This window comes from Achromobacter sp. FW305-C-28, assembly GCF_058783235.1.
This window is the reverse complement of record NZ_JBYSYL010000014.1, coordinates 17258-42933: the sequence shown is the minus strand read 5'-3', so window position 1 is coordinate 42933 and position 25676 is coordinate 17258. Positions and strand designations below refer to the sequence as shown.

Below are 25676 nucleotides of genomic sequence, written 5' to 3'. Positions count from 1 at the left end.
ACTCCGGGTATCCGAAACCCAATGAAATTGGTGCCATGGCGACCAACTACGAATCCGAGATCACCCTTTTCCTGAAAGACTTCAAGCAGTCGCATCCTGGCACCGAAGAACGCCAGCGCGAAGGCCGAGCCCGTCTTTGGGACAAGCCGCAAGACGCGGAGCTGCTGGAAGGCTTCCGCGCGGCCCGTGTGCCGCAAAAGCCGTACGTGTATCAGGCCGACTGATCTCGTTGCGGCAAACATGGCCCACCCCCCCTCCGTCCCGGGCGATGCCCTGGCCGCGCTAGTGGAACCGCCCGTCGACAGCACCCCCGACACGATAGACAGCGTCGCTTTCGCGCGTCTGTACGGCGAGCCGCTGTTCCAGATGCCGACGGACCTGTACATTCCGCCGGACGCGCTGGAGATCTTCCTCGAGGCGTTCGAGGGGCCGCTGGACCTCTTGCTCTACCTGATCCGCAAACAGAACTTCAATGTGCTGGACATCCCCATGGCGGATGTCACGCGGCAGTACCTGTCCTATGTGGACCAGATCCGCATCCACAACCTTGAGCTGGCGGCTGAATACCTGCTCATGGCGGCGATGCTGATCGAGATCAAGTCGCGCATGCTGCTGCCGGTGAAAAAGACCGACACCGGCGAAGAACCCGAAGACCCGCGCGCCGAACTGGTGCGCCGCCTGCTCGAATACGAGCAGATGAAGCTGGCCGCCCAGAAGCTGGACGCCATGCCCCAGCTGGGCCGCGACTTCGTCAGCAGCCACGCCGTGGCCGACCTGAGCGTCGAGCGCATGCTGCCCGAAGTCAGCGTCGATGACCTGCGCGAAGCCTGGGCCGACATCATGAAGCGGGCCAAGCTCAACCAGCACCACCACATCACGCGCGAGCAGCTGTCGGTGCGCGACCACATGACGCACATCCTGCGGCGCCTGAACGACGTGCGCTTCATGGAATTCGGCGACCTGTTCATGGAACGCGTGCGCGAAGGCGCGCCCGCCGCGGTCGTCGTGGTGCACTTCATCGCCATGCTGGAACTGGCCCGTGAATCCCTGCTGGAAATCACGCAGGCCGAACCCTATGCTCCCATCTACGTGCGCCTGGCCTACACCAGCGTCGCGGCGGTTGCGGCCTAGGCCCCAGCCTTTCGTCAACAGGCCCTAAACCTGACCGGGCTGCCCCCATCCCCGGAGAATTCCCTTGAAAGTCGTACACACCATCCAGGAATTGCGCGATCAACTGCGCGGCCAGAACCGCGTGTCGTTCGTGCCCACCATGGGCAACCTGCACGAAGGCCATCTGGCGCTGATGAAACTGGCGCGCCAGCATGGCGACCCGGTGGTGGCCAGCATCTTCGTTAACCGCCTGCAATTCGGGCCCAACGAAGACTTCGACCAGTATCCGCGCACCCTGGCCGCCGACATCGAAAAGCTGGAACGCGAGCGCGACGTCTATGTGCTGTTCGCGCCCAACGAGCGCGAGATGTACCCCGAGCCGCAGAACTACCGCGTGCAGCCGCCCGACGATCTGGGCGACATCCTGGAAGGCGAATTCCGCCCGGGCTTTTTCGCCGGCGTCAGTACCGTGGTGCTCAAGCTGTTTTCCTGCGTACAGCCGCGCGTGGCCGTGTTCGGCAAGAAGGACTATCAACAGCTGATGGTGGTGCGCAACATGTGCCGCCAGTTCCAGCTGCCCGTCGAGGTGCTGGCACACGAAACGGTGCGCGCCGACGACGGCCTGGCCCTGTCTTCGCGCAACCGCTACCTGAGCGATGCCGAACGCGCCGAAGCCCCGATCCTGTATGCGCAGTTGCAGAACATTGGCCAGCGCCTGGCCGCCGGTGAGCGCGACGCAGCGGCCCTGGAACGCGATGCCGCCCAGGCCCTGACCGACCGCGGCTGGCGCGTGGACTACATCGCCCTGCGCCGCCAGCGCGACCTCAAGCGCCCGGAAGCCGCCGACCTGCAGGCCGGCGAACCCGTCGTGGTGCTGGCTGCCGCCAAGCTCGGCGCGACCCGCCTGATCGACAACCTGGAACTGTCCTACACCGTGTAGGGCGCGCTGGGGCCGCGCCGCCGCGGCCCCTATCAGAATTGCCAGCTTACGGTGCCGTCGGGCGCGGGGCAGACTCACTGCAATCCTTCATTGCAGAGTTGAGTCTTCCCATGCAGACACCCCGTCCCGACCTCGATGCCGTCCTGTCCGCCCTGACCCCGCGCGAGCGGCAAATCGTCGCCTACGTCGCGGCGGGCCGTCCCAACAAGGTCATCGCGATCGACCTGGGCATTTCCCTGCGCACCGTGGAATCCCACCGCGCCCGCATCTTCACCAAGCTGCGGGCGCGCAATGCCATGCAACTGGCCTGCCGGCTGTGCGCCCATGGCCGCTCGGGCGCCTCGCCGGTGCAAGGGATCACCCGCGACGATCCGCTGTCGCCGCTATTGCCGCTTTCGCCAACCGGGTCGGGCTGGGCCGGCCATCCCCCGGAACCACCGGTGCATCGTCTGCACGAGCCTGATGATGCGCGGTCGGGCTACGCGACACGGGCTGCGCCCGAGCCAGCGACCAAAGAGCGTGCTGGGCCCGCTGCTGACGGCGAAATGATGCCGGATGATTGAAATGAACCCAATTAAATCAGGCAACTATAGGTAAGTGTGTGCTTACATACGCATTGCGGGCGCCCAAAATTCAGGGCCTGGCAAACCCGAGGTTCGGCAGGCCCTGGCAGGGGGGCGGCTGGGTCAGGTCAGGCCGGTTGACCGGCCCGCCAGGCTCACGGGCACTGGGGCGCGTTGGCCTTGGCCAGTTCGTCGATCGGGTCCAGATCCGGCTGGCGGGTCAGGTTGTAGTTCAGGTTGGGCGTTTGGCCGCCAATGGAACGCACGCGCAGCACGTTGTTGGCGGCCACCAGGAATTCCACCCGCACATTGCCCTGGCCGTCCAGCAGAATGACGCGCGGCGGGCGTTCGTCGGTGGCGTCCCAGCAGCCTTGTTCCACCACCGGGGCGGCCTTCTTGGCGGCGTCTTCCAGGTAGGCCGTGCGGCCGCGCCAGCGACCGTTGGGCGCCAGGGTCAGCGTAACGCGCTGCGCCGTGCATTGCATGGCGGGCGAGAAACACGGCAGCGTGCCCATATAGGTTTGCGGTTGCGGCACCAGGCTGTTGGCCGTGGCGCTTTGGGTCGCGCCGCCCGCGGGGGCGGTGACCGGCGTGGGTGCCGAACCGCCCGACGATGCCGAAGCGCTTTCCGTGCCTTCCGGCACGGCCTGGCCGTCTTCAGTGACGTTGCCACCCTGGGCGGGCTGGCCGGATTGGGCCTGGGTTTTCTTTTGGTCGGGCTTGAGCGCGATCTGCACTTGCGAAGGCGCGCGCAGCACGGTGCGGTAGCCGGCGCCCGAACCTTGGTATTGGGCGTCGGTAACCGTGCTTTCGACCGGTGGGTCGTAGTAGCCTTCGGTGCGTTGCTGGGCGCAGCCCGCAGCGCCCAGTACCGTGCCCGCTAACAGCAGCCCCACGATGCTGAGTTTGCGGGGGCGGGAGAGGATATCGACGCGCGCGGCCATGGCAGCTGATCCGTAAGTTGAGTCTGTCTCCGATTTTACGCACTTATGCGAAGATTCGATACGTTCCCCCACACCCCGAAAGACACTGTTCGCCCTTTATGCACAAATTACGACACGGTCCCTGGCGGCAAGCCTGCCGTTTTGCCGAAAATGCCGGATGTTCGGCAGGGCAGGCCGCGTCGCGGGGCCCCGCATGACCTCCTTGTGGCATGTCTTTCCGATCCCCCTGGCAGGCTTCATCGGCCTGGCGGCGGTGGCCGGACTGTTCGTGGGGGGCTGGCTGACCCGGCTGACCTACCGGCTGCCGCGCATGATGGAACGCGAGTGGCAGGCGCAGTGCCTGGACGCCGTGGGCAAGGCCCGGCCGCCGGCCGATTACGGCCTGCTGGCGCCGCCTTCGCACTGCCCGCATTGCGAGGCCCCCGTGGTCGGCTGGCGGAGGCTGCCGCTGGCGGGCTGGCTGGCGCTGCGGGGCCGCTGCAGCGTCTGTCATGGCGCGATCGGCTGGCGCTACCCCGTCATTGAACTGACCACCTGCGTGCTGTTTGCCGCATGCGCCTGGCGCTTCGGCGCCACGCCCATCGCGCTGTGCGCCATGGGCCTGTCGGCCGCGCTGGTGGCGTTGGCCTGGATCGACCTGGAATCCACCCTGCTGCCCGATTCGATCACGCTGCCGCTGGCCTGGGCCGGCTTGCTGGTGAACCTGTTCGACGCCTTCACGACGTTGCGGCTGGCGGTGGTGGGCGCGGTGGCCGGCTATTTGTTCCTGTGGGTTATCTTTCATGCATTCCGCCTGCTGACCGGGCGCGAGGGCATGGGCTTTGGCGATTTCAAGCTGCTGGCCGCGCTGGGCGCCTGGTTTGGCGTGGGCGCCTTGCCGATGCTGCTGCTGGGCGCGTCCGTGGTCGGCGTGGTGATCGGCGGCGCGCAAACGCTCAGCGGTCGCGCCAGCCGCGGCCAGGCCCTGCCGTTCGGGCCTTACCTGGCGCTGGCTGGCGTGGTGGTGTTGTTGCTGGGCGGCGAGCAGGGCATGGGATGGTTGCTGCGCTGAGGCCCGCCGCAAGGCGCACGCTGGTCACCCGGTCGATGTCGGCTCGTCGATGCCATCCGCGGCCGTTGCAGGCTCTACCGTTCAAGTAAGCAAGGAATGACGCACATGTTCAATATCGGCCTGACAGGCGGCATCGGTTCCGGCAAGTCGCGCGTGGCCGACATGCTGGGGGATTGGGGCGCATCGGTGGTCGACACCGACGAGATCGCACGCGCATTGACGGCGGCAGGCGGCGCCGCGATGCCCGCCATCGAACGCGAATTCGGCCCCGGCGCGTTGACGGCCGACGGCGCCTTGAACCGCGACTGGATGCGCGAGCGCGCCTTTGCCGATCCGCAGGTTCGCCTGCGCCTGGAAGCCTTGCTGCATCCGGTCATCGGCCAGGAAACCGAACGCCAGGCCGCGGCCGCGCAAGGGCCTTACCTGGTGTTCGTGGTGCCCTTGCTGGTCGAGTCGATCGACCGTTGGCGCAGCCGCGTCGACCGCATCTGCGTGGTCGATTGCGACCCGGAAACCCAAGTGGCACGGGTGCGTTCGCGCAGCGGGCTGACGGACTCTGCCATCAGGCGTATCATGGCGGCACAGGCTGCGCGGGCAAGCCGGTTGGCCGTCGCCGACGACGTCATCAATAACGACGGTGCGACATCACCGGAACAATTGCGCGCGCAGGCGAAGACCCTGCATGATCGCTGGCTGGCGCTGGCGGCCACGACGGGCCGGCAAGCCCAGGGCTTGGCCGGCACCCCTGAATAATCTCGGCCTTCAGGCCGACCTCTGATGGGCCTGTTTACAAGCGTGATTGTTTACGAATATCCCTTCAATGAGCGCATCCGCGCTTACCTGCGGCTTGAATACCTGTTCGACAGGCTGTTCTTCTTTGCCCGCGAGGGAGACTCACGCCAGCACCAGGTCGCCGTCACGTCCCTGTTCGATCTGCTCGACGCGTGCGAACGCACCGACGTCAAGGGCGCCGTGCTGCAAGACCTGGAACGCCAACGCGTGGCCCTGATGGGCCTGCGCGACCACCCCGGCGTGGCGCAGGATGCGCTGGAAGGCATGCTGCGCGAACTTGAAAAAGTCTCTGCGGCCCTGGCCGCGCCCGGCAAGACCGGCCAATCGCTGCGCGAAAACGAATGGCTGACCAGCCTGCGCGGCCGCCTGTCGGTGCCTGGCGGCGCCACGCAGGTCGACATGCCGTCTTACTACGCCTGGCAACATAAGTCCGAAGCCGCGCGTTGCGCCGACCTGCAAGCCTGGTTGGCGCCTTTCGGGCCGCTCTACGACGGCCTGACGCTGGCGCTGCGGCTATTGCGCGAGTCCGGCCGCAAGACCGACATCGTGGCCGAACAGGGCGCCTACCAGCAGATGCTGGCCGGCAAGCAGTTCCAGTTGCTGCGCGTGTGGGTCGACCCGACCCAGGGCGCGTTTCCCGAGATCAGCGCCAATAAGTACATGATCTGGATCCGCTTTTCGACGCAGGACGGCGAATTCAAGCCGCAGCAGGTTGCCCGCGACGTCCCCTTCCAGATGACGCTCTGCAATTCCTGAGCTGGAGGGCCGGTTGCGGAGGGCCGGTGGCGGACGGCTGGCCCCCGGATGGCCATACCCCGGATGGCCGTGCCCCGGATGGCCGGACCCCGGATGGCCGGACCCTCGCCCCATCCATCGTGCCCCGATTCCTGTTGCGCCCTATTTCAGTCGTAACGGCCAATCGCTGAAAAGACGCCTGTCTAGTACACAATACGGCTTTCTCCGTCAGTGCCGGAACCGTTTCCCATGTCCGATAGCCGTCCCGTTTCCCCGACCTCCCGCTGGACCCGCCGCAGAATCATCGGATTAGTGGTGCTTTTGCTGGTGGTGGCCGGCATTGCCTGGGTGGCGCTGCGGCCGGCGGCCAAGCCGGGCGGCGCGGGCGGCGGACGCCCTGGCGGCGGGCGGCCCAACATGGCGGCGGCCATGGCCAACCTGGCCGTGCCGGTGCGGGTAGCCACCGCCGTGACGCAGGACATCGACATCTTCCTGAAGTCGCTGGGCACCGTGACCGCGTACAACACCGTCACCGTACGCAGCCGCGTCAGCGGCGAACTGGTGGACGTGCCGTTCCAGGAAGGCCAGATGGTCAAGGCCGGCGACCTGCTGGCGCAGGTGGACCCGCGCGCCTTCCAGGTGGCCCTGGATCAGGCCCGCGGCACCCAGATGCAGAACCTGGCGCTGCTCGAGAACGCGCGCCGCGACCTGCAACGCTACCAGGCCCTGTTCAAGCAGGATTCCATCGCCAAGCAGCAGGTCGACACCCAGGCCGCGCTGGTGCGCCAATACGAAGGCACCATCAAGAGCGATCAGGCCAATGTCGACAATGCGCGCCTGCAGCTGGACTACGCCCGCATCACCGCGCCCATCAGCGGCCGCTTGGGCCTGCGCCAGGTCGATCGCGGCAACCTGGTGTCCAGCTCGGACACCAACGGCCTGGTGGTGATTACCCAGACCCAGCCGATTTCGGTGGTGTTCACGCTGCCCGAAACCCAGTTGCCCGAAGTGCGCGCCGAACTGGCCCAGGGCAAGACACTGGCGGTCGAGGCCTATGACCGCGCCGATACCCGGCGCATCGCCTCCGGCAAGCTGGAAACGCTGGACAACCAGATCGACGTCACGACCGGCACGCTCAAGCTGAAGGCCAAGTTCGACAACCAGGATGACGCGCTGTTTCCCAACCAGTTCGTCAACGTGCGCCTGCACGTGCTGACGCGCAAGGACGTCACCGCGATTCCCACGGCGGCGATCCAGCAGGGATCGGCCGGCGCCTTCGTGTTCCAGGTGCAGGCCGACAACACCGTGCAGGTCAAGCAAGTCAAGCTGGGCGCCATCAACAATGGCATGGTGGCCGTGAACGAAGGGCTGCAGCCCGGCGACCGCGTCGTGACCGAGGGCACCGACCGGCTGCGCGCCGGCGCCAAGGTCGAGGTCGTGGGCGGCGCCGAGGTGATCCCCAAGGACAAGTCGCTGGGCGGCGGCGCCCCGGCGGGCACCACGCCGGCCACCCGGTAAGCCAGGGATATCGCCGTGAGCCCGTCGCGCCTGTTCATCCTGCGGCCCGTGGCCACCACGCTGTCGATGGTGGCCATCCTGATCGCCGGCTTCATCGCCTACCGCCTGTTGCCGGTCTCGGCCCTGCCCGAGGTCGATTACCCCACCATCCAGGTGACCACGCTGTACCCGGGCGCCAGCCCGGACGTGATGACCTCGCTGGTGACCTCGCCGCTGGAACGGCAGTTCGGCCAGATGCCGGGGCTGAACCAGATGTCGTCTACCAGTTCGGGCGGCGCGTCGGTCATCACCATGCAGTTCAACCTGACGCTGCCGCTGGACGTGGCCGAGCAGCAGGTGCAGGCGGCCATCAATGCCGCGTCGAACCTGCTGCCCAGCGACCTGCCGGTGCCGCCGACCTACAACAAGGTCAACCCGGCCGATGCCGCGGTGCTGACCCTGGCGATCACCTCGCCGACCATGCCGCTGCCGCAGGTGCGCGACCTGGTCGATACGCGGGTGGCGCAGAAGCTGTCGCAGATTCCCGGCGTGGGCCTGGTCAGCGTGGCGGGCGGTCAGCGCCCGGCCGTGCGGGTGCAGGTCAATCCGCAGGCGCTGGCGGCCAACGGCCTGGGGCTGACGGACCTGCGCACCGCGGTGGTGGGCGCCAACGTCAACCAGCCCAAGGGCAACCTGGACGGGCCGCTGCGCTCGACCACCATCAACGCCAATGACCAGCTCAAGTCGCCCACCGACTACAACGACCTGATCATTGCCTACAAGAATAATGCGCCCCTGCGCCTGTCGGACGTGGCGCGCGCCGTGGAAGGCGCCGAAGACACGCGCCAGGCGGCCTGGGCGGGCGACAAGCCGGCCATCTTGCTGAACATCCAGCGCCAGCCGGGCGCCAACGTCATCGACGTGGTCAATCGCATCCAGACGCTGCTGCCGCAATTGCGCGCCGCGCTGCCGGCCACGCTGGATGTGACGGTGGTGTCCGACCGCACCCAGACCATTCGCGATTCCGTGGCCGACGTGCAGTTCGAAATGCTGCTGGCCGTGGCGCTGGTGGTGATGGTGACCTTCGTTTTCCTGCGCAGCCTGACGGCCACGTTGATTCCCAGCGTGGTGGTGCCGCTGTCGTTGGTGGGCACTTTCGGCATCATGTACCTGGCCGGGTTCTCGATCAACAACCTGACGCTGATGGCGCTGACGATTGCCACCGGCTTCGTGGTGGACGACGCCATCGTCATGATCGAGAACATCGCGCGCCACATCGAAGAGGGCGAAACGCCGCTGCAGGCCGCGCTCAAGGGCGCCTCGCAGATCGGTTTCACGCTGATCTCGCTGACGTTCTCGCTGATCGCGGTGCTGATCCCGCTGCTGTTCATGACCGAAGTGGTGGGACGGCTGTTCCGCGAGTTCGCCATCACGCTGGCAGTGTCGATCCTGATTTCGCTGGTGGTCTCGCTGACGTTGACGCCGATGATGTGCGCACGCCTGCTGCGCGCCGAGTCCGAGCAGAAGCACGGCCGTTTCCACCAGGCCACCGGCGCGTTCATCGACCGCATCATCGCCGCCTACGACCGCATGCTGCAGAAGGTGCTGCGCCACCAGCCGCTGACCCTGCTGGTGGCCCTGGCGACCTTCGCGCTGACGGTGCTGCTGTATATCCTGGTGCCCAAGGGCTTTTTCCCGCAGCAGGACACCGGCCTGATCCAGGCCATCACCCAGGCGCCGCAATCCATTTCGTTCACCGCCATGGCCGACCGCCAGCAGGCCGCCGCCCGTCTGGCGCTGGAGGATCCGGACGTGCAGGCGGTGTCCTCGTTCATCGGGGTGGACGGCAGCAACGCCACGCTCAGCGCGGGCCGCATGCAGATCGCGCTCAAGCCGCAGGCCGAGCGCAATGGCGACCTGGCCACCGTGATGGCGCGGTTGCAGCAGTCGTTTGCCAAGCAGGACGGCCTGACGGTGTACATGCAGCCGGTGCAGGACCTGACGATCGAAGACCGGGTCAGCCGCACGCAGTACCAGATGACGGTGTCCAACCCCGACCTGGCGGTGCTGAGCGAATGGACCCCCAAGCTGATCGACCGCCTGCGCCAGGTGCCGGGTTTGAAGGACGTTACCGACGACCTTCAGGACGACGGCCTGCAGACCTGGGTCGAGATCGACCGCGATGCGGCCTCGCGCCTGGGCATCACGGCGGCGGTGGTGGACGAGGCGCTGTACGACGCATTTGGCCAGCGCCTGATCTCCACTATCTTCACCCAGTCCAACCAGTACCGCGTGGTGCTGGAAGTGCAGCCGCAATTCCAGATGAACCCGGCCTCGCTGGGGCAGATCCACGTGCCGACATCGACCGGGGCGCAGGTGCCGCTGTCGTCGATTGCGCGCATCACCGAGGGCAAGACGGTGCTGGCCGTGAACCGGCTGGATCAGTTTCCGATGGTGACGGTGTCGTTCAACCTGGCGCGCGGGGCATCGCTGTCGGCGGCGGTCGAGGCCATCACGGCGGCCGAGGCCGAGATCGGCATGCCGGCCAGCGTCGAGACGCGCTTCCAGGGCGCCGCGCTGGCGTTCCAGAATTCGCTGACCAGCACGCTGTGGCTGATCCTGGCGGCGATCGTCACCATGTACATCGTGCTGGGCGTGCTGTACGAAAGCTACATCCACCCCATCACCATCCTGTCGACGCTGCCGTCGGCCGGCGTGGGGGCGTTGCTGGCGCTGCTGATCAGCGGCACCGAGCTGGACATGATCGGCATCATCGGCATCATTCTGCTGATCGGCATCGTCAAAAAGAACGCGATCATGATGATCGACTTCGCGCTGGACGCCGAGCGCAAGCGCGGCCTGTCGGCGCGCGCGGCGATCCATGAGGCGGCGCTGCTGCGGTTCCGGCCCATTCTGATGACCACGCTGGCCGCGCTGTTCGGTGCGCTGCCGCTGATGCTGTCGTCGGGCACCGGCGCCGAGCTGCGCCAGCCGCTGGGCCTGGTGATGGTGGGCGGCCTGCTGCTCAGCCAGGTGCTGACGCTGTTCACCACGCCGGTGATCTACCTGATGTTCGACCGCATGTCGCGGCGCTGGCGCGGCATGCGCGAGGCCCGCCCCGGGGACGCGCGATGATCCTGTCGGCCCCCTTCATCGTCCGGCCGGTAGCGACCACGCTGCTGTCGCTGGCGGTCGTGCTGGCGGGCATGCTGTCGTTTTTCTTGTTGCCGGTGGCGCCGCTGCCGCAGGTGGATATTCCCACCATCTCGGTGTCGGCCAGCCTGCCGGGCGCCAGCCCCGAGACCATGGCGTCCAGCGTGGCCACGCCGCTGGAACGTTCGCTGGGTAGCATCGCCGGCGTGACCGAAATGACGTCCAGCAGTTCGCAGGGGTCGACCCGCGTGACGCTGCAGTTCGATCTGTCGCGCGACATCAACGGTGCGGCGCGCGACGTGCAGGCGGCCATCAACGCGGCCCGTTCGCTGCTGCCGACCAGCCTGCGCAGCAACCCCACGTATCACAAGTCCAACCCGTCGGACGCACCCATCATGACCCTGGCGCTGACGTCCGACACGCTCAGCCAGGGCAAGATGTACGACCTGGCATCCACCATCGTGGCGCAGAAGCTGTCACAGGTGGACGGCGTGGGCGAAGTGACGGTGGGCGGCAGTTCGCTGCCGGCGGTGCGCGTAACGGTGCTGCCGGGGGCGCTGGCCAACCGCGGCGTGTCGCTGGACGAGGTGCGCACGGCGCTGGCCAATGCCAACGCCAACCGGCCCAAGGGCGTGCTGGAAAACGACCGCTATCACTGGCAGATCATGGTCAACGACCAGCTCAGCCGCGCCGAGCAATACCGGCCGCTGATCGTGGCCTGGCGCGACGGCGCGCCGGTGCGCGTGTCGGACGTGGCCAAGGTCGAGGATTCGGTCGAAGACCTGTACCAGACCGGTTTCTACAACCAGCGCAACGCCATCCTGATGATCGTGCGGCGCCAGGCCGACGCCAACATCATCGAGACCGTGGACGCGGTGCGCGCGCAATTGCCGGTGCTGCTGGCGCTGATGCCGGCCGACGTGCAGCTGACCGTGGCGCAGGACCGCACGCCCAGCATCCGTGCGTCGCTGCACGAGGCCGAACTGACGCTGGTCATCGCGGTGGGCCTGGTGGTGCTGGTGGTGCTGCTGTTCCTGCGGCGCTGGCGGGCGGCCATCATTCCCAGCATCGCGGTGCCGGTGTCGCTGATCGGCACCTTCTGCATCATGTATCTGTGCGGCTTCACACTGAACACCATTTCGCTGATGGCGCTGATTGTCGCCACCGGCTTCGTGGTGGACGATGCCATCGTGGTGCTCGAAAACATCATGCGGCACGTCGAGAACGGCATGTCGCCCATGCGGGCGGCGCTGCGCGGTTCGCGCGAGGTCGGCTTTACCGTGCTGTCGATGAGCCTGTCGCTGGTGGCGGTGTTCATTCCCATCCTGCTGATGGGCGGGGTGGTGGGGCGGTTGTTCCGCGAGTTCGCCGTGACGCTGTCGGCGTCCATCATGGTGTCGCTGGTGGTGTCGCTGACCTTGACGCCCATGATGTGCGCCCGCCTGCTCAAACCCGAACCCAAGGAACCCGAACCGCCCGGCCGGCTGGCGCGCTGGGCCGAAGGCGGCTTTGCCTGGATGCAGGACGGCTACCGCCGCAGCCTGGCCTGGGCGCTGGCGCACAGCCGCTTGATGATGGTGATACTGGCCGCGGCGGTGGGCCTGAATGTCTACCTGTACACCGTCGTGCCCAAGGGATTTTTCCCGCAGCAGGACACCGGCCAGCTGCTGGGCTTTTTCCGGGTGGACCAGGGCACGTCGTTCCAGGCCACGATCCCGAAGCTGGATGCGCTGCGCAAGATCGTGCTGGCGGACCCGGCCGTGCAAAGCATGACCGGCTATGCCGGCGGCCGCGGCGGTAGCAACAGCAGCTTCATGCAGATCCAGCTCAAGCCGCTGGGCGAACGCCAGGTATCGGCCGACCAGGTCATCAACCGCCTGCGCGCCCGGCTGCAGAACATGCCCGGGGCGCGCATGTTCCTGGTGTCGCAGCAGGACATCCGCATCGGCGGGCGGCAGAGCCAGGGCTCGTACGACTACACGCTGATGTCGGGCGACCTGCAACTGCTGCGCACCTGGATGCCCAAGGTACAGCTGGCGATGTCGAAGATTCCCGAGATCACCGACGTGGATACCGACGTCGAGGACAAGGGCCGCGAGATCAACCTGGTGATCGACCGCGAGGCCGCCACGCGGCTGGGCGTGAGCATGTCGACGATTTCGACGGTGCTGAACAATTCGTTCAGCCAGCGCCAGGTGTCGGTGATGTACGGGCCGCTGAACCAGTACCACGTGGTGCTGGGGGTGGACGCGAAATTTGCGCAGGACATCGAATCGCTCAAGCAGGTGGAAGTGATCACGTCTACAGGCGCGCGCGTGCCGATGGCGGCGTTTGCCCGCTTCGAGAACGCCAATGCGCCGCTGAGCGTGCAGCACCAGGGGCTGTTCGTGGCCGACACGGTGTCGTTCAGCCTGGCGCCCGGCGTGTCGCTGGGGCAGGCCACGGCGGCCATCGATGCGGCCGTGGCGCGCATCGGCCTGCCGTCGGATCAGATCCAGGCCGGCTTCCAGGGGACGGCGGCGGCGTTGCAGCAGACGCTGGCACAGCAGCCGTGGCTGATCCTGGCCGCGCTGGTCACCATGTACATCGTGCTGGGCATTCTGTACGAAAGCTTCGTGCATCCGCTGACGATTCTGTCGACGCTGCCGTCGGCGGGCCTGGGCGCGCTGCTGGCGCTGCTGCTGGTGCGCACCGACTTCACCTTGATTGCGCTGATCGGGGTGTTTCTGTTGATCGGCATCGTCAAGAAGAACGCCATCATGATGGTGGACTTTGCGCTGGATGCCGAGCGCAACCAGGGCATGGCGCCGCGTGAAGCCATCTTCCAGGCCTGCCTGACGCGTTTCCGCCCGATCATGATGACCACCATGGCGGCGATCTTCGGCGCGCTGCCGCTGGTGGTGGCCACCGGCGCCGGCGTCGAGATGCGCCAGCCGCTGGGCATTACCATCGTGGGCGGGCTGGTGCTGAGCCAGATCCTGACGCTGTACACCACCCCCGTGGTTTATCTTTACCTAGACCGTTTCCGTCTCTGGGCCGCGCGCGGGCGCACCCGGCGAACGGGCGGCGACGCCTCCATAGAACAAATATGATCCGCAACGCCAAGCCTTCTTCCTACGCAACCCTGCCGCGCGCGGGCGCCGTACTGGCGCTGTGCGCCCTGCTGAGCGCCTGCGCCGTCGGTCCTGATTACCAGCGCCCGGCGCTGGACGTGGGCGTGGCCTACAAGGAAGGGCAGGTCGAGGTGCCGGGCTGGAAGCGTGCCCAGCCGCGCGACGATGCCGATCGCGGCCAGTGGTGGCAGGTGTACGACGATGCCACGCTGAACGACCTGGTGACGCGCCTGAACGCGTCGAACCAGACCATCGCGCAGGCCGAGGCCAATTACCGGCAGGCGCTGGGCCTGGTGCGCGGTGCGCGCGCGGGCTTCTTCCCGACGGTGGGCGCGGGCGCGGGCCTGACGCGCTCGGGCAGCGGCGGGGGCAGCGGTTCGTCTTCGTCGTCGTCGGGGGGCAACGGCGGCAGCAATGTGTCGAACCAGTATTCGCTGACCGGCAATGTCAGCTGGGAGCTGGACGTGTGGGGCCGTGTGCGCCGCAGCGTCGAGTCGTCCGAGGCCAGCGCCGCGGCCAGCCTGGCGGATCTGGCCGCCACGCGCCTGAGCGCGCAGGCCGCGCTGGTGCAGGCCTACCTGCAACTGCGCGTGCTGGATGAACAAAAGCGCCTGCTCGATGCCACGGTGGCGGCCTACGAGAAATCGCTGCAGCTGACGCAGAACCGCTACAACGTCGGCGTGGTGGGGCAGTCGGACGTGGCCGTGGCCCGCACGCAGGTGGAAAGCACCCGCGCGCAGTCCATTGACCTGGACTGGCAGCGTGGCCAATACGAGCACGCCATTGCCGTGCTGATGGGCCAGGCGCCGTCGCATTTCACGCTGCCGCCCGCGACCTTCAACGTGCAGCTGCCGCAGATCCCGGTGGGCCTGCCGTCCGAACTGCTCGAACGCCGGCCCGACGTGGCCGCCGCCGAGCGCCGTGCGGCCGCGGCCAATGCGCAGATTGGCGTGGCGCAGGCGGCCTGGTTTCCCAGCCTGACGCTGTCGGCCAATGGCGGCTTCCGCAACGGCGAGTTCGCCGAACTGCTGACGGCGCCGGCGCGTTTCTGGTCGTTGGGTCCGGCGCTGGCGCTGACCATTTTCGACGGCGGCGCGCGCGAAGCCCAGGTCGAACAGGCGCGGGCCTCGTATGACGCGCAGGCGGCGGCCTACCGTCAGGCCGCGTTGGTCGGGCTGCGCGAGGTCGAGGACTACCTGATCCAGCTGCGCGTGATGGAAAGCGAGCAGACCGTGCAGCGCCGTGCGCTGGAATCGGCGCGCGAATCGCTGCGCCTGATCCAGAACCAGTACAAGGCCGGCCTGGTCGACTACCTGAGCGTAGCGGTGGTGGATGCCACCGCGCTCAGCAACGAACGCAGCGCGCTGAGCCTGTACGGCAATCGCCTGGTGGCCAGCGTGAACCTGATCGTGGCGCTGGGCGGCGGGTGGGACGGGCTGGGGGCGGTGTCCGGCACCGCCACAACACCCGCGTCGTCGGGCGCGACGGCCGCTGACGCCGCGGCGCCCGCTGCGGCGGCCAGCCCGGCGCCTGCGTCCGCAACTCCCCCCGCAGCCCAGCCTTAGGGATAACGCGTAACCTCTCCTTCCCCCGATTGACAAGGCCGGGCCGCGGGTTCCTAATGCGTCAAAAGTGACCAGATGGTCACGCTGGGCTTGCCGCCCGAGACGCGCTTCGTGCCACGCCTGGCCGGCCCGTCCGCATCGCGAAGTACCGTGACGCCGGATTCCGTTTGATCAATCGAACACTTCTTGTGAAGGGGAAGAGGATGGGCAGGTTTTTTCGTGCGAGTGCGGGTGGCGCGTCCGCTCGCCTGGCCTTCGCTGGCATGGCGGTGGCGGCCGTCGCCATGGCAGTCTGCGCACCCGCGGCCGCGGCTTGGCCCGAGCGGCCCATCACCCTGATCGTGCCTTTCCCGCCGGGCGGCACCACCGACATCTTCGCCCGCACCATCGCCGAGCACATGCGGCCGGCGCTGGGGCAGTCCATCGTGGTCGAGAACAAGCCGGGTGCCGCCGGCAACCTGGGCGTGGCCGCGGCAACGCGCGCGCAGCCGGACGGCTACACCATCGTGCTGGGGTCGGTGGGCACCCAGAGCGTCAATCAATTCCTGTACAGCAACATCGGTTTCAACCCCGCCACCGACCTGGTGCCGCTGGGCATGATCGCATCCACGCCCAATGTGATGGCGGTGGCGGCGGGCTCGCCCTGGCGCACGCTGGACGACGTGATGAAGGCGGTGAAGAAGGACCCGGGCAAGTATTCGTATGCGTCGCCGGGCATCGGCTCGTCGGTGCACCTGACCGGCGCGTATTTCGAGTCGATGGCGGGCCTGCAGATGCTGCACGTGCCGTTCAAGGGCTCGTCGGCCGCGATCCCTGCGGTGATCGGCGGCCAGGTCGATATCCTGATGGACAACCTGCCCAGTTCGATGGCCGCGCTGAAGGCGGGCGACCGGCTGCGCGGCATTGCGGTCACGTCGGCCGAACGCAGCCCCGCCGCGCCTGATCTGCCCACCATGGCCGAGGCCGGGCTGCCGGGCTTCGAGGTTACCGCGTGGTCCGGCTTGTATGCGCCGCGCGGCACGCCTGCGCCGGTGGTGGACAAGCTGATCGCGGCGATGAAAGAGGCGCTGCAATCGCCCGCCTTGAAACAGTCGCTGGCGCAAGGCGGCGCCACGCCTGGCAACCTGTTCGGCGCGGATCTCGCGGCCTTCGAAGTGAAGGAACGCGACAAGTGGGGCAAGCTGATCCAGAGCCGGGGGATCAAGGCCGATTGAGGTCGGGCGGGGCCGGCAATCGGCCCCGCGGCGTCATGCCGCCAACGCGAACGCCGCCGGATCGACCGCCGGACGGCGGCCCCGCATCAAGTCCGCCAGCATGCGCGCACTGCCCGCGGCCAGCGTGAAGCCCAGGCCGCCATGGCCTGCGTTCAGCCATAGATTGCGCCACGGGGTCGCGCCGACGAGCGGCTTGCCGTCGGGCCGCGCGGGGCGCAGGCCCGCCCAGGCCTGGGGCGCACCCGCGGGATTCAGGCGCGGGAAGAACCGTGCCACGTCGTCGCGCAGGCTCTGCACGCGCCGCGGGTCGATATGCGCGTCTTGCGCGCCGATGTCGACCATGCCGGCCACGCGCAGGCGCTGGCCCAGCCGCGCATACACCACCTTGCGCCCGATATCGCTGATGCTGGAGACGGGCGCAACGCTGTCGGGCGTCAGGTCGTAGGTCAGGCTGTAGCCCTTGAGCGGGTAGATGCGCAGGTCCAGCCCGATGCGCCGCGCCAGCGCCTGCGCGCCGGTGCCGCCGGCCAGCACGTAGTGATCGGCCTGCAGGTCGCCGTCGGGCGTGGACAGCGCGACGATACGGCCGTTCTCGGTGCGCAGGGCCGACACCGGGGTATTGAAGTGAAAGCGCGCCGGGCCGGGCGCGGCGCGCAGGATGCGGGCCAGTTCATCGCACAGCCGCAGGCAGTCGCCGGCATCTTCGGTGGGCGTATAGATGGCGCCGGCGATGCTGGCGCCGATGTCGGCCAGCGCGGGTTCCAGGTCCAGGCAGGCCTGGCGGTCCAGCGCACGCTGCTCGCAGCCCAGCGACGCCTGGTAGTCCATCTGCGCCAGCGCGCGGCCGTAGCTGGCGGCGTCCTGGTAGACCAGCAGCTTGCCGGCCGAACTGAAATCGAACGCCGGCCGTTCCTGGCCGACCAGCTCATGCACGCACAAGCGGCTGTACAGGCCCAGCGCCAGCAGCTCGCGCGTGGTGGCGCGGCTTTGGGCGCGGGTGCAGGCGCGCAGGAAGTCCAGGCACCAGCGCCATTGTGCCGGGTCCAGCCGCGGACGCCAGCGCAGCGGCGTGTCGCGGCCCAGCAGCCAGGCGGGCAACTTGGGCAACACGGCGGGGTCGGCCAGCGGCGCCACGAAGCTGTAGCTGAGCTGGGCGCCGTTGGCCCGGCTGGTGCCCAGGCCCGGGCCGGGGCCGGCGTCCACCACGCTGACCTGGTGGCCTTCGCGATGCAGGGTGTAGGCGGTGGCCATGCCGACCACGCCCGCGCCGATGACGATAGTGTGCATGATGCTCCGAGGAAAGGGCGCCGCCCGCGGGACGGCGCCGGATGGCAGGGATGCCGCGCGGCGAGGCCGCGCGATTCAAAAGGGATCAGGCCGCAGGCTGGTCCGAAGAGGCAGGCGTGCCGGGGCCGGCCCAGGCGGGTGTGTCGAAGCCCGGCGCCGCGCGATCGTCGCCGCGCAACAGGCGGCCCGGCCGGGCGTCGGTGGGGGCGCCGTGTTCTTCGACCAGCTGGCCGTTGACCAGCACCGCCCGGATGCCGGCGGACGGCTGCAAGGGGTCGGCGAAGGTGGCCAGGTCGACCACGGCGGCCGGGTCGAACACCACCACGTCGGCGTAGCAGCCGGCGCGCAGCACGCCGCGATCGCGCAGGCCGAACTGCGCGGCGGTCAGGCTAGTCATGCGGCGTATGGCCTGTTCCATGCCCAGCACCCGCATTTCGCGCACATAGCGGCCCAGCACCCGCGAAAACGCGCCCCACAGCCGCGGGTGTGGCCGCTGGTCATGCGGCAGGCCGTCGGACCCGATCATCACGTTGTCGTGGCCAATGACGCGCTTGACGTCGTCTTCGTCCATCGAGAAATAGATGGCGCCGCCCGGCGACAGTTCTTCGGCCAGGCGCTGCGGGTCCTTGCCTTCGCGGGCGGCCAGCTCGCGCAGGTCCACGCCCTGGATCTCGGGCCGCGCCTGCGACCAGGTGACGATGATCTTTTCGCCGGCCGGCACCCGGCGCGGCTCCAGGATGGTGGACGAGGCCGCATAGGGATACACATCCATGCCCACCGGCTGGTCGGCGCGCACGCGGTCGTACAGCGCCAGCGTCTCGGCGGTGCGGCCGTGGTTGTGCTTGCCGGTGACTTTGTGGTGCGACAGGATGGCCGGCACGTCGGCCGCGCGGCCGATCAGAAAGGCCTCTTCCATGGACTCGCAGACGTGGTCGGCCTCGTCGCGCAGGTGGGTGGTGTACAGGCCCTGCCAGGCGGCCAGCGGCGCGGCCACGCCGATTACCTCTTCGGTGCTGGCGTGCATGGCGGTGGGGTAGTACAGGCCGGTGGACAGGCCCGCCGCGCCCGCGGCCATGGCCTGGTCCAGCGCATGGCGCATGGCGGCGATTTCCTTTTTGTCGGCGGGCCGGTCCAGCCGGTCCATGGCCGACACGCGCAGGCTGGAATGGCCTACCAGCGCCAGGCTGTTGACGGCGGCGGGGTTGGCGTCCAGCGCGGCGGCGTAGTCCTGCATGCGGGCATACAGCTCGCCGGTGTGCTGGGCCAGCAGGTTCAGCGGCGGGGGCACGATGTCGCCCGGTGCGCGCACCGGCGCCAGGCTGATGCCGCAGTTTCCCGTCACCACGGTGGTGACGCCCTGGCTGACCTTGGGGCGCATCAGCGGTGACCCGAGCAGGGCGCGGTCATCGTGGGTGTGGCAGTCGATGAAGCCCGGCGCCACCACCTTGCCGGTGGCGTCCAGGCGGCGCGGGGCGGTCCAGCCGGCGCCGTCGCCGATGGCGGCGATGCGCTGGCCCGAGATGGCCAGGTCGGCGCGGCGGGCCGGGCCGCCCAGGCCGTCGGCGATCAGGCCGCCGCTGATGATGAGGTCGTAGTCCTGCGGGTGGGGATGCGCTGGCATAAAGGGGGGTCAGGTGTCGGTATCGGCGGGCGGCCGGGCTTTCTTGCGGCGCGCCTCCAGGGTGGCGAGGGATTCGGTATTGAGCGGTTCGGGAAAGCCGTGCTTGACCAGGTGTTCCAGGGCGCCGTTGATGCGGTCCCAGCCTTCCGGGGTGCGCAGCGGCACGCCCAGGAAGTGGCTTTCGGTCTTGGCGCGCAGCATCAGGTACAGCACGCCGGCCAGCATCACGCTGACGACGGCGGGGGCGTCCATATCGGCGGTCAGGCCGTCGACGCGGTCGATGAAGCCGCGCGCGGCGCGCTCACGGCGCTCGGCCAGCGGGGCGGACACGTCGTTGCGTTCGATCAGTTCCCAGCGGCGCACTTCACGCAGCGACTCGTTGCCGGCCAGCGCGTCGATCTGGGCGCGCAGCATGGACAGCACCAGGTCGCCAGGGCTGCGCTGGCTGGATTCGTCGGCGGCCAGCAGGTCGGGGTTGCGGGTCCAGAAGTCCTGTTCCTGCATCCAGGCCAGCATCAGGCCGGGCATGCCGTCGAAATAGCGGTAGATGAGTTCCTTGCTGACCCCGGCGCGCTTGGCGATGGCGTTGATGCCCACGCCCTGCATGCCGGTTTCCTTGATCTGGTCTTCCAGGGCTTGCAGGATCTGGCGCTCGGTGTTTTCACGTCGGGACATGGGCCGATTCCTTCATGAGGATGAGGGAGCGGGCGGGGTCCGGCAGACCGAACACCCGGCCGTCGGCCATGTCGACGACGAGCTCGCTGACGGTATGGCCGATATGCCTGCCATCTTGCCAGACTTCGCTGCCCAGGTAGACGGCATTGGCACGTCTGCGGGCGGTGGGAAACGACGGGTCGGCCTGCTCGATGGCGGTGACGCGCAGGCGGGCGTCGACGTGCACCCGGTCGCGCGGCCCCGGCAGGATCGCCACCGGCGCCCGCAGGCTCAGGGCCCGCCAGGCGCAGGCCTCGCCCGTCAGCGCGTGCCAGGCCAGGTCGGCCATGGCCTGGGCCAGCGGCGGGCAGGGAAAGATCGAGTTGTGCAGCAGCGCCAGCCGGCAGGCGCCGTTGTCGCGGGCGGCCTGACCCTGGTCGGGGCGGCGTGCCACCCGGTCGGTGTTGCCCCAGGCCAGGCGGCCATCGGCGGACAGGGCGATCAGGCCGGCGTCGATTTCAGGGTGCGCCCGCAACACCTCGGCCACGGCGGTGTCCGGCGCCTGCCCGGCGGCCAGGCGCCGCAGCACCGCCTGGTTCAGCGGCGCGCCGTCCGCGCCGGGCCGGTTGGGCAGGCGGTGCCCTGTCACCAGCCCCACGCCGTCGGCGCCCGGCAGGAATTGCACCAGCGGCTCCGGGCGGTCGGGGCCGCTTTCGATCAGGGCCGCGTGGCGCGCGCGCAGCCAGGCCGGCGGCAGGTCCAGCGCCGTCACGCCGCCGCGCTGGACGGTGGCGTGCTGCACCCGGCCGTCGTCGTCCAGCACGGCGAACACCGCGAAGCCGCCGATGGCGCCGTGGCCCAGCAGTTCGGCGGCCAGGGCGGCGGCGCGCACGGCCGCGCCGGCATGGGGGCCGCAGGCGGCAACGCCGATGGTCATGCGGGGCTCCTGGTCGCGGGCATGGCGTCAGTCCGTGTTGCTCGTCACCGGGTCGACGATGTTCAGGTTGGTGATGAAGCGCTGGAACAGCATGGCCAGCGCCAGCGGCGGCAGGGCGGCCAGCATGCTGGCCGCGGCGAACAGGCCCAGGTCGGCCCGAAAGCCCGGCATCAGCGGCGACAGCCCCAGCAGCGCCGCCGACAGCGTCTGCGCCGCCGTGCCGCCCGTCAGCACGATGGCGAACAGCAGGTCGTTCCAGCCCACCAGGAAGGCGATGATGAAGGCCGCGGCAATGCCGGGCAGCGCCATCGGCAGGGTCACGTGGCGCAGCATCTGCCAGCGGGTGCAGCCGTCCATCCGCGCGGCGCGTTCGATTTCCACCGGCAGCGACGCGAAGTAGCCCATCAGCACCCACGACAGCAGCGGTATGACGGCGGTCAGGTAGACGATCCACAGCCCGAACAGGCTGCCGGCCAGGCCGATGGCGGCGAAGAACACGTAGTACGGAATCAGCAGCGCGATGGGCGGCAGCGTGCGCGAGGCCAGCAGCACGTATAGCAGGGGGCCCTTGAACGGAAATTCGAAGCGTCCGAGCACATAGCCCGCCAGTGTGGCGATGGCCGTGCCGGCCGCCGCGGCGGGCAGCGCCACCAGCGCGCTGTTGATGAAGCCGGCCATGATGGCGCGGGTCTGGCCGCCGAAGATCGAGTCCGAACTGGACAGGCCCAGCACCCGCAGGTAGTTCTCGATGGTGTAGCCGCCGCTGTTGTGCGCCACGCCCATGATGATGGCGGCCTCGTCCATGAACGAGGCCTTCAGCGTCCAGTACAACGGGAACAGGCACCAGAACGCCACGGCCGCCACGCCGGCCCCGACCAGCCAGGGGCGCCAGCCTTCGCCGGCCGCTCTTGCGGTTTCACTACGCATGGCTGGCTCCTTGCGGACGCTTCTTGCGGATCAACATGAAGTACGCCGTGGCCAGCAGCAGCGACAGCACCGTCAGCAGGAAGGCGGCGGCCGACGCCAGGCCGTACTTCGAGAATTCGAAGTTGTAGCGGAAGATCAAGAGCGGCAGGATCTGCGTGGACGTGCCCGGCCCGCCGCGCGTCAGCGAGAACAGCAGGTCGAACTGCCGGACGGCTTCCACCGTCATCACCACCAGCACGATCAGCGTGGTGTGCTTCAGGTGCGGCAGCGTGATGTGGCGAAAGCGCGCCAGGGGGCCGGCGCCGTCCACCCGCGCGGCGCGGTACAGGTCGCGCGGAATGGTCTGCAAGGCGGCCAGGTAGAAGAAGCTGCCCAGCGGCGCGATGTGCCACACGAAGGCCAGCGCCACCCAGAACAGCGCCCAGTCGCTGCCCAGCCAGACCGTGCCCGGGCCGGCCAGCCCCAGCGGCGTCAACAGGCCCGTCAGCGCGCCGAAGCTGGGATTGAGCAGGAAGGAAAACACCGTGGCCGTCACCACCTGCGACATGGCCCAGGGCAGCAATGCCAGTCCGCGTACCAGGCCGCGCAACGGCATTTCTTCGTTCAGTACCAGCGCGATGCCCAGCGCCGCCACGAACGACCCCACCACGCACATCGCCACGAAGCCCAGGCTGCGCCAGATGGCGTCGGTGACGGCGGGGTCGGTCAGCACTTCGCCGTAGAGATCGGCGCCGACGAATTCCTCTGTGCGCAGGATGGCATTGGTGTCGTGCAGGCTGAGCCAGAACGAATAGCCCAGCGGCACGCCGATGATGAGCGTGTTCAGCGCATACACGGCGATGATGACCGTCAGCGCAAAGCTCAGGTCCGACATCTCTTTGCCGCCGGGGGCGGTGCGCGGCGCGGACGTCTGTGGCAGGCTGGCGGCGCTCATGTGCGCGGCTCCTCGCCGCCGTGCACGCGCAGGCCGGCGGCGTCGAACAGGTACAGGCGGGCTTCGGGCAGGGCCAGCGCAATGGGGGCGCCGACCTCGTAACGGCGCTCCGGCGGCAGGCGGGCGCGCAGCCGCGGGCCGTCTTCGCCGGCCGTGGCCACGTCCACGAACTGATCCGGGCCCACCGGTTCCACCGCCCAGACCTGGCCTTGCAGCAGCAGGCCGTTGCCGGCCAGCGGCGCGGGCGCCATGGCTTCGGGGCGGATGCCCAGGGCCGCCTGGCTGCCGGCGGGCAATGCGCGTGCGGCGGCGGCCAGCGCGGGCGGCAGCGCATAGACGCCGCCGGCGGTGCGCAGGGCCGGCACACCGTCCTGCGCCTGCAGCGTGCCGCGCAGGAAGTTCATGCCGGGGTTGCCGATGAAGTCCGCCACTTCCATGCTGGCCGGGCGGCGGTAGATGGTGTCGGGGTCGGCGAACTGCAACAGGTTGCCGCCCGACATCACCGCGATGCGGTCGGCCAGCGTCATGGCCTCGACCTGGTCGTGGGTGACGTAGATGAAGGTCGCGTTCAGGCTGCGGTGCAGGCGCTTGAGTTCGACCCGCATGTCGGTGCGCAGCTTGGCGTCCAGGCTGGACAGCGGCTCGTCGAACAGGAACAGGTCGGGGTCGCGCACCACGGCGCGGCCGATCGCCACGCGCTGGCGCTGGCCGCCCGACAATTGGTAGGGCTTGCGGTCCAGCATCGATTCGACCCGCAGCAGCGCGGCCGCGCGGTCGACCCGGCTGCGCACCTCGGCCGCCGGCATCTTCTGCATGCGCAGCGGAAAGCCGATGTTCTCGCGCACGGTCATGTGCGGATACAGCGCAATGCTCTGGAACACCATGGCCACGTTGCGCCGATGCGGCGGCACCTGGTCCACCCGCCGGTCGTCGATGCGGATCTGGCCGCCGGTGGGCGTGTCCAGCCCGGCGATCATGTTCAGCGTGGTGGTCTTGCCGCAGCCCGACGGCCCCAGCAGCACCACGAATTCACCATCGCGGATGTCCAGGTCCAGCGAGCGCACCGCCGTGAAGCGCGTGTACGACTTCTGTATGCCTTGCAGGGAAACGCTGGCCATGTCAGCTCCGCTTCAAGATCTTGGCGTACTTCTTGTACAGGCCGTCCCAGCGGGCCCGCAGCTCGGTGGCGACCTGCACGGGCGTGCGGGTGCCTTTGATCAACATGTCCTGCGCGATCATCTCGTGCATGCCGGTGTCCCATTCCTGGTACCAGGGCGCCTTCAGGATGTTGGCGGCCACGGCCTTCTCGCGGCCTTCGAACAGCCACTGGTAGACCTGTTCCTTGTAGGCCGGGTACATCCATTTCATGATGGCGGCGCGGCTGTCTGCATCGCGGTACAGCTCGGGAAACGGCACTTCCAGGTTGGCCTTGGCGATCCAGTTCTTGTGCGTGGTCAGCTGGCCCGCGCGGTCGCGGTAGCCGAAGTACTTCACCAGTTCCCACAGCGCGGCCTGCTCGGCGTCGCTGCGCTTGCGGGTCGACATGCACAGCAAGGCGTGGCCCACCAGCACCGTGTCGTGGGTGGCGCCGGGCACCACCGGGTTGTAGCTGGAATACTCGGCGATCTGGCTCTTGGCCGGATCGTTGTAGTTGAAGCTGTAGTAGTCGATGTTGAGGTGGAAGGCGTGCTGGCCTTTCATCCACGAGCTGGACGTCTCGGTGCCTGACCAGGTCAGCACGGCGCGTTGCACCAGCTCGTCGTCCCACCAGCGCTTCCAGTCGGACAGCACCTTCACCAGCGGCGTGTCGGGGCCGAAGGTGGCGTGCAGTTCGCCGTCGACAAAACGTTCGCCTTCGGCAAAGCACTGGGCGATCAGCGCCCACGGCAGGCCGGTCCAGGCGTTGTACCAGGGCATCAGCATGGGGTGCTGGGCCAGGCCCTTTTTCTTGATCTCGCGCGCCTGCTTTTCGACGGTGGCCCAGTCCTGCGGGTAGTCGGCAGCATTGGCGGTGCCGCCAAAGCCTGCCTCGCCCAGCATCTTTTCATTGCGGAACAGGGCGTAAGGGCCGCCGTTGTAATAGGTCAGGCCCAGATAGCGGCCGTCGGTGGCGCGGGCATCGTCGACGATGCCGGGAAACATCTGCTTCTGGATATCGGCCAGGCCCGGCATGTCGTCGATGGGGCGGATCCACCCGGCCGCATACCAGCGCGACGCCTGGCCACGCTGCGCGTAGAACATGTCCAGCGGCGCCTTGGCGGCCAGCTGGGTTTCCAGCACCGCGGCGTAGTCGCCGGGAATGGGCGACAGGTTCACCGGCACGCCGCTTTCCTGGGTGAAGCGCGCCGCGCCTTGCTGCACGATTTCGCTGCCCCAGGGCCAGAAGGCGAAGGTCAGCGGCGCAGCCTGCTGCGCCAGCGCCCGCAGGGGCCAGCCGCCGGCCGCCAGCCCGGCCGCGCCGGCCAGGCCCGCGGCGCCGCGCAGGAGGAAGTCGCGGCGGTCCAGGCCGGCGCGGCCGGACGACGCCAGGCCCGGGTAGGGGCGGCCATCAGGAAAGGGGGGCAGGGGCATGCTGGACTTCCTTGTTGTGGGAACGACGACAAAGAAACGGTGCAGCAAAAGCGGTGAGGCAAAAGAGA

The 25676-nt window shown here is 68.4% G+C and carries 21 protein-coding genes; 12 read left to right on the top strand and 9 right to left on the bottom strand.

Annotated features, from left to right (window positions below; all coding sequences use genetic code 11):
- Window positions 1-35 precede the first annotated feature (35 nt).
- The 4 genes from AC3WMR_RS26470 to AC3WMR_RS26455 all read left to right on the top strand — a co-directional run bounded on the left by AC3WMR_RS26470 (window position 36) and on the right by AC3WMR_RS26455 (window position 2613).
- Window positions 36-224, top strand: a complete 189-nt coding sequence (locus AC3WMR_RS26470; protein ID WP_025137217.1) for a DUF3460 family protein — start codon at window positions 36-38, stop codon at window positions 222-224.
- Window positions 225-240: 16 nt separating this feature from the next.
- The gene (locus tag AC3WMR_RS26465) at window positions 241-1131 is read left to right on the top strand and encodes a segregation and condensation protein A (protein WP_025137218.1); all 891 of its coding nucleotides are present in this window, start codon (window positions 241-243) and stop codon (window positions 1129-1131) included.
- Window positions 1132-1195: 64 nt separating this feature from the next.
- Window positions 1196-2050: a pantoate--beta-alanine ligase gene (gene panC / locus AC3WMR_RS26460; RefSeq protein ID WP_492266828.1), complete on the top strand. Its 855-nt coding sequence runs from the start codon at window positions 1196-1198 to the stop codon at window positions 2048-2050.
- A gap of 110 nt (window positions 2051-2160) precedes the next feature.
- A complete protein-coding gene (locus tag AC3WMR_RS26455; protein ID WP_492266829.1) occupies window positions 2161-2613 on the top strand; it encodes a response regulator transcription factor in 453 nt (150 codons plus the stop codon).
- Window positions 2614-2768: 155 nt separating this feature from the next.
- On the opposite strand, the gene AC3WMR_RS26450 is transcribed toward AC3WMR_RS26455, so the two are convergent.
- Complete coding sequence (locus AC3WMR_RS26450) at window positions 2769-3557, bottom strand: copper resistance protein NlpE N-terminal domain-containing protein (protein ID WP_492266830.1); 789 nt, start codon at window positions 3555-3557, stop codon at window positions 2769-2771.
- Window positions 3558-3750: 193 nt separating this feature from the next.
- Here AC3WMR_RS26450 and AC3WMR_RS26445 point away from each other — a divergent pair, with 193 nt between their 5' ends.
- From AC3WMR_RS26445 to AC3WMR_RS26410, 8 genes are all read left to right on the top strand, one after another.
- On the top strand, window positions 3751-4608 hold the full coding sequence (locus tag AC3WMR_RS26445; protein WP_492266831.1) for a prepilin peptidase: 858 nt from the start codon (window positions 3751-3753) through the stop codon (window positions 4606-4608).
- 105 nt (window positions 4609-4713) lie between these two features.
- Window positions 4714-5361 carry a dephospho-CoA kinase gene (gene coaE, locus AC3WMR_RS26440; RefSeq protein WP_492266832.1) on the top strand — a complete coding sequence of 216 codons (648 nt, stop codon included), beginning with the start codon at window positions 4714-4716 and terminating at the stop codon, window positions 5359-5361.
- A 42-nt stretch (window positions 5362-5403) separates the two neighbouring features.
- Entirely contained in the window at window positions 5404-6156 is a 753-nt protein-coding gene (zapD, locus tag AC3WMR_RS26435) for a cell division protein ZapD (protein WP_025137224.1), read from the top strand.
- A gap of 228 nt (window positions 6157-6384) precedes the next feature.
- Window positions 6385-7653 (top strand): MdtA/MuxA family multidrug efflux RND transporter periplasmic adaptor subunit, encoded by a 1269-nt coding sequence (locus AC3WMR_RS26430; RefSeq protein WP_492266833.1) that lies wholly within the window; start codon window positions 6385-6387, stop codon window positions 7651-7653.
- A gap of 15 nt (window positions 7654-7668) precedes the next feature.
- Window positions 7669-10767 (top strand): MdtB/MuxB family multidrug efflux RND transporter permease subunit, encoded by a 3099-nt coding sequence (locus tag AC3WMR_RS26425; RefSeq protein ID WP_492266834.1) that lies wholly within the window; start codon window positions 7669-7671, stop codon window positions 10765-10767.
- Window positions 10764-13877: a multidrug efflux RND transporter permease subunit gene (locus AC3WMR_RS26420; RefSeq protein WP_492266835.1), complete on the top strand. Its 3114-nt coding sequence runs from the start codon at window positions 10764-10766 to the stop codon at window positions 13875-13877. The genes AC3WMR_RS26425 and AC3WMR_RS26420 overlap by 4 nt, the downstream gene beginning before the upstream one ends.
- Entirely contained in the window at window positions 13874-15463 is a 1590-nt protein-coding gene (locus AC3WMR_RS26415) for an efflux transporter outer membrane subunit (protein ID WP_492266836.1), read from the top strand. Before AC3WMR_RS26420 ends, AC3WMR_RS26415 begins: the two co-directional genes overlap by 4 nt.
- Window positions 15464-15666: 203 nt before the next feature.
- Complete coding sequence (locus AC3WMR_RS26410; protein WP_492266837.1) at window positions 15667-16677, top strand: Bug family tripartite tricarboxylate transporter substrate binding protein; 1011 nt, start codon at window positions 15667-15669, stop codon at window positions 16675-16677.
- A 33-nt stretch (window positions 16678-16710) separates the two neighbouring features.
- Here the strand turns inward: AC3WMR_RS26410 and AC3WMR_RS26405 are convergent, their stop codons facing one another.
- The 8 genes from AC3WMR_RS26405 to AC3WMR_RS26370 form a co-directional block, all read right to left on the bottom strand.
- Window positions 16711-17964, bottom strand: a complete 1254-nt coding sequence (locus tag AC3WMR_RS26405) for a D-amino acid dehydrogenase (RefSeq protein ID WP_492266838.1) — start codon at window positions 17962-17964, stop codon at window positions 16711-16713.
- 85 nt (window positions 17965-18049) lie between these two features.
- The gene (locus AC3WMR_RS26400) at window positions 18050-19585 is read right to left on the bottom strand and encodes an N-acyl-D-amino-acid deacylase family protein (RefSeq protein WP_492266839.1); all 1536 of its coding nucleotides are present in this window, start codon (window positions 19583-19585) and stop codon (window positions 18050-18052) included.
- Between the two features lie 9 nt (window positions 19586-19594).
- The gene (locus tag AC3WMR_RS26395) at window positions 19595-20260 is read right to left on the bottom strand and encodes a TetR/AcrR family transcriptional regulator (RefSeq protein WP_492266840.1); all 666 of its coding nucleotides are present in this window, start codon (window positions 20258-20260) and stop codon (window positions 19595-19597) included.
- The gene (locus AC3WMR_RS26390) at window positions 20247-21176 is read right to left on the bottom strand and encodes a DUF6963 family protein (RefSeq protein WP_492266841.1); all 930 of its coding nucleotides are present in this window, start codon (window positions 21174-21176) and stop codon (window positions 20247-20249) included. Before AC3WMR_RS26390 ends, AC3WMR_RS26395 begins: the two co-directional genes overlap by 14 nt.
- Window positions 21177-21203: 27 nt before the next feature.
- Window positions 21204-22103 (bottom strand): carbohydrate ABC transporter permease, encoded by a 900-nt coding sequence (locus AC3WMR_RS26385; RefSeq protein WP_492266842.1) that lies wholly within the window; start codon window positions 22101-22103, stop codon window positions 21204-21206.
- The gene (locus AC3WMR_RS26380) at window positions 22096-23037 is read right to left on the bottom strand and encodes a carbohydrate ABC transporter permease (protein ID WP_492266843.1); all 942 of its coding nucleotides are present in this window, start codon (window positions 23035-23037) and stop codon (window positions 22096-22098) included. The genes AC3WMR_RS26385 and AC3WMR_RS26380 overlap by 8 nt, the downstream gene beginning before the upstream one ends.
- Window positions 23034-24155 (bottom strand): ABC transporter ATP-binding protein, encoded by a 1122-nt coding sequence (locus AC3WMR_RS26375; protein WP_492266844.1) that lies wholly within the window; start codon window positions 24153-24155, stop codon window positions 23034-23036. The genes AC3WMR_RS26380 and AC3WMR_RS26375 overlap by 4 nt, the downstream gene beginning before the upstream one ends.
- A gap of 1 nt (window position 24156) precedes the next feature.
- Window positions 24157-25608: an ABC transporter substrate-binding protein gene (locus AC3WMR_RS26370; RefSeq protein ID WP_492266845.1), complete on the bottom strand. Its 1452-nt coding sequence runs from the start codon at window positions 25606-25608 to the stop codon at window positions 24157-24159.
- Between the last annotated feature and the right edge of the window lie 68 nt (window positions 25609-25676).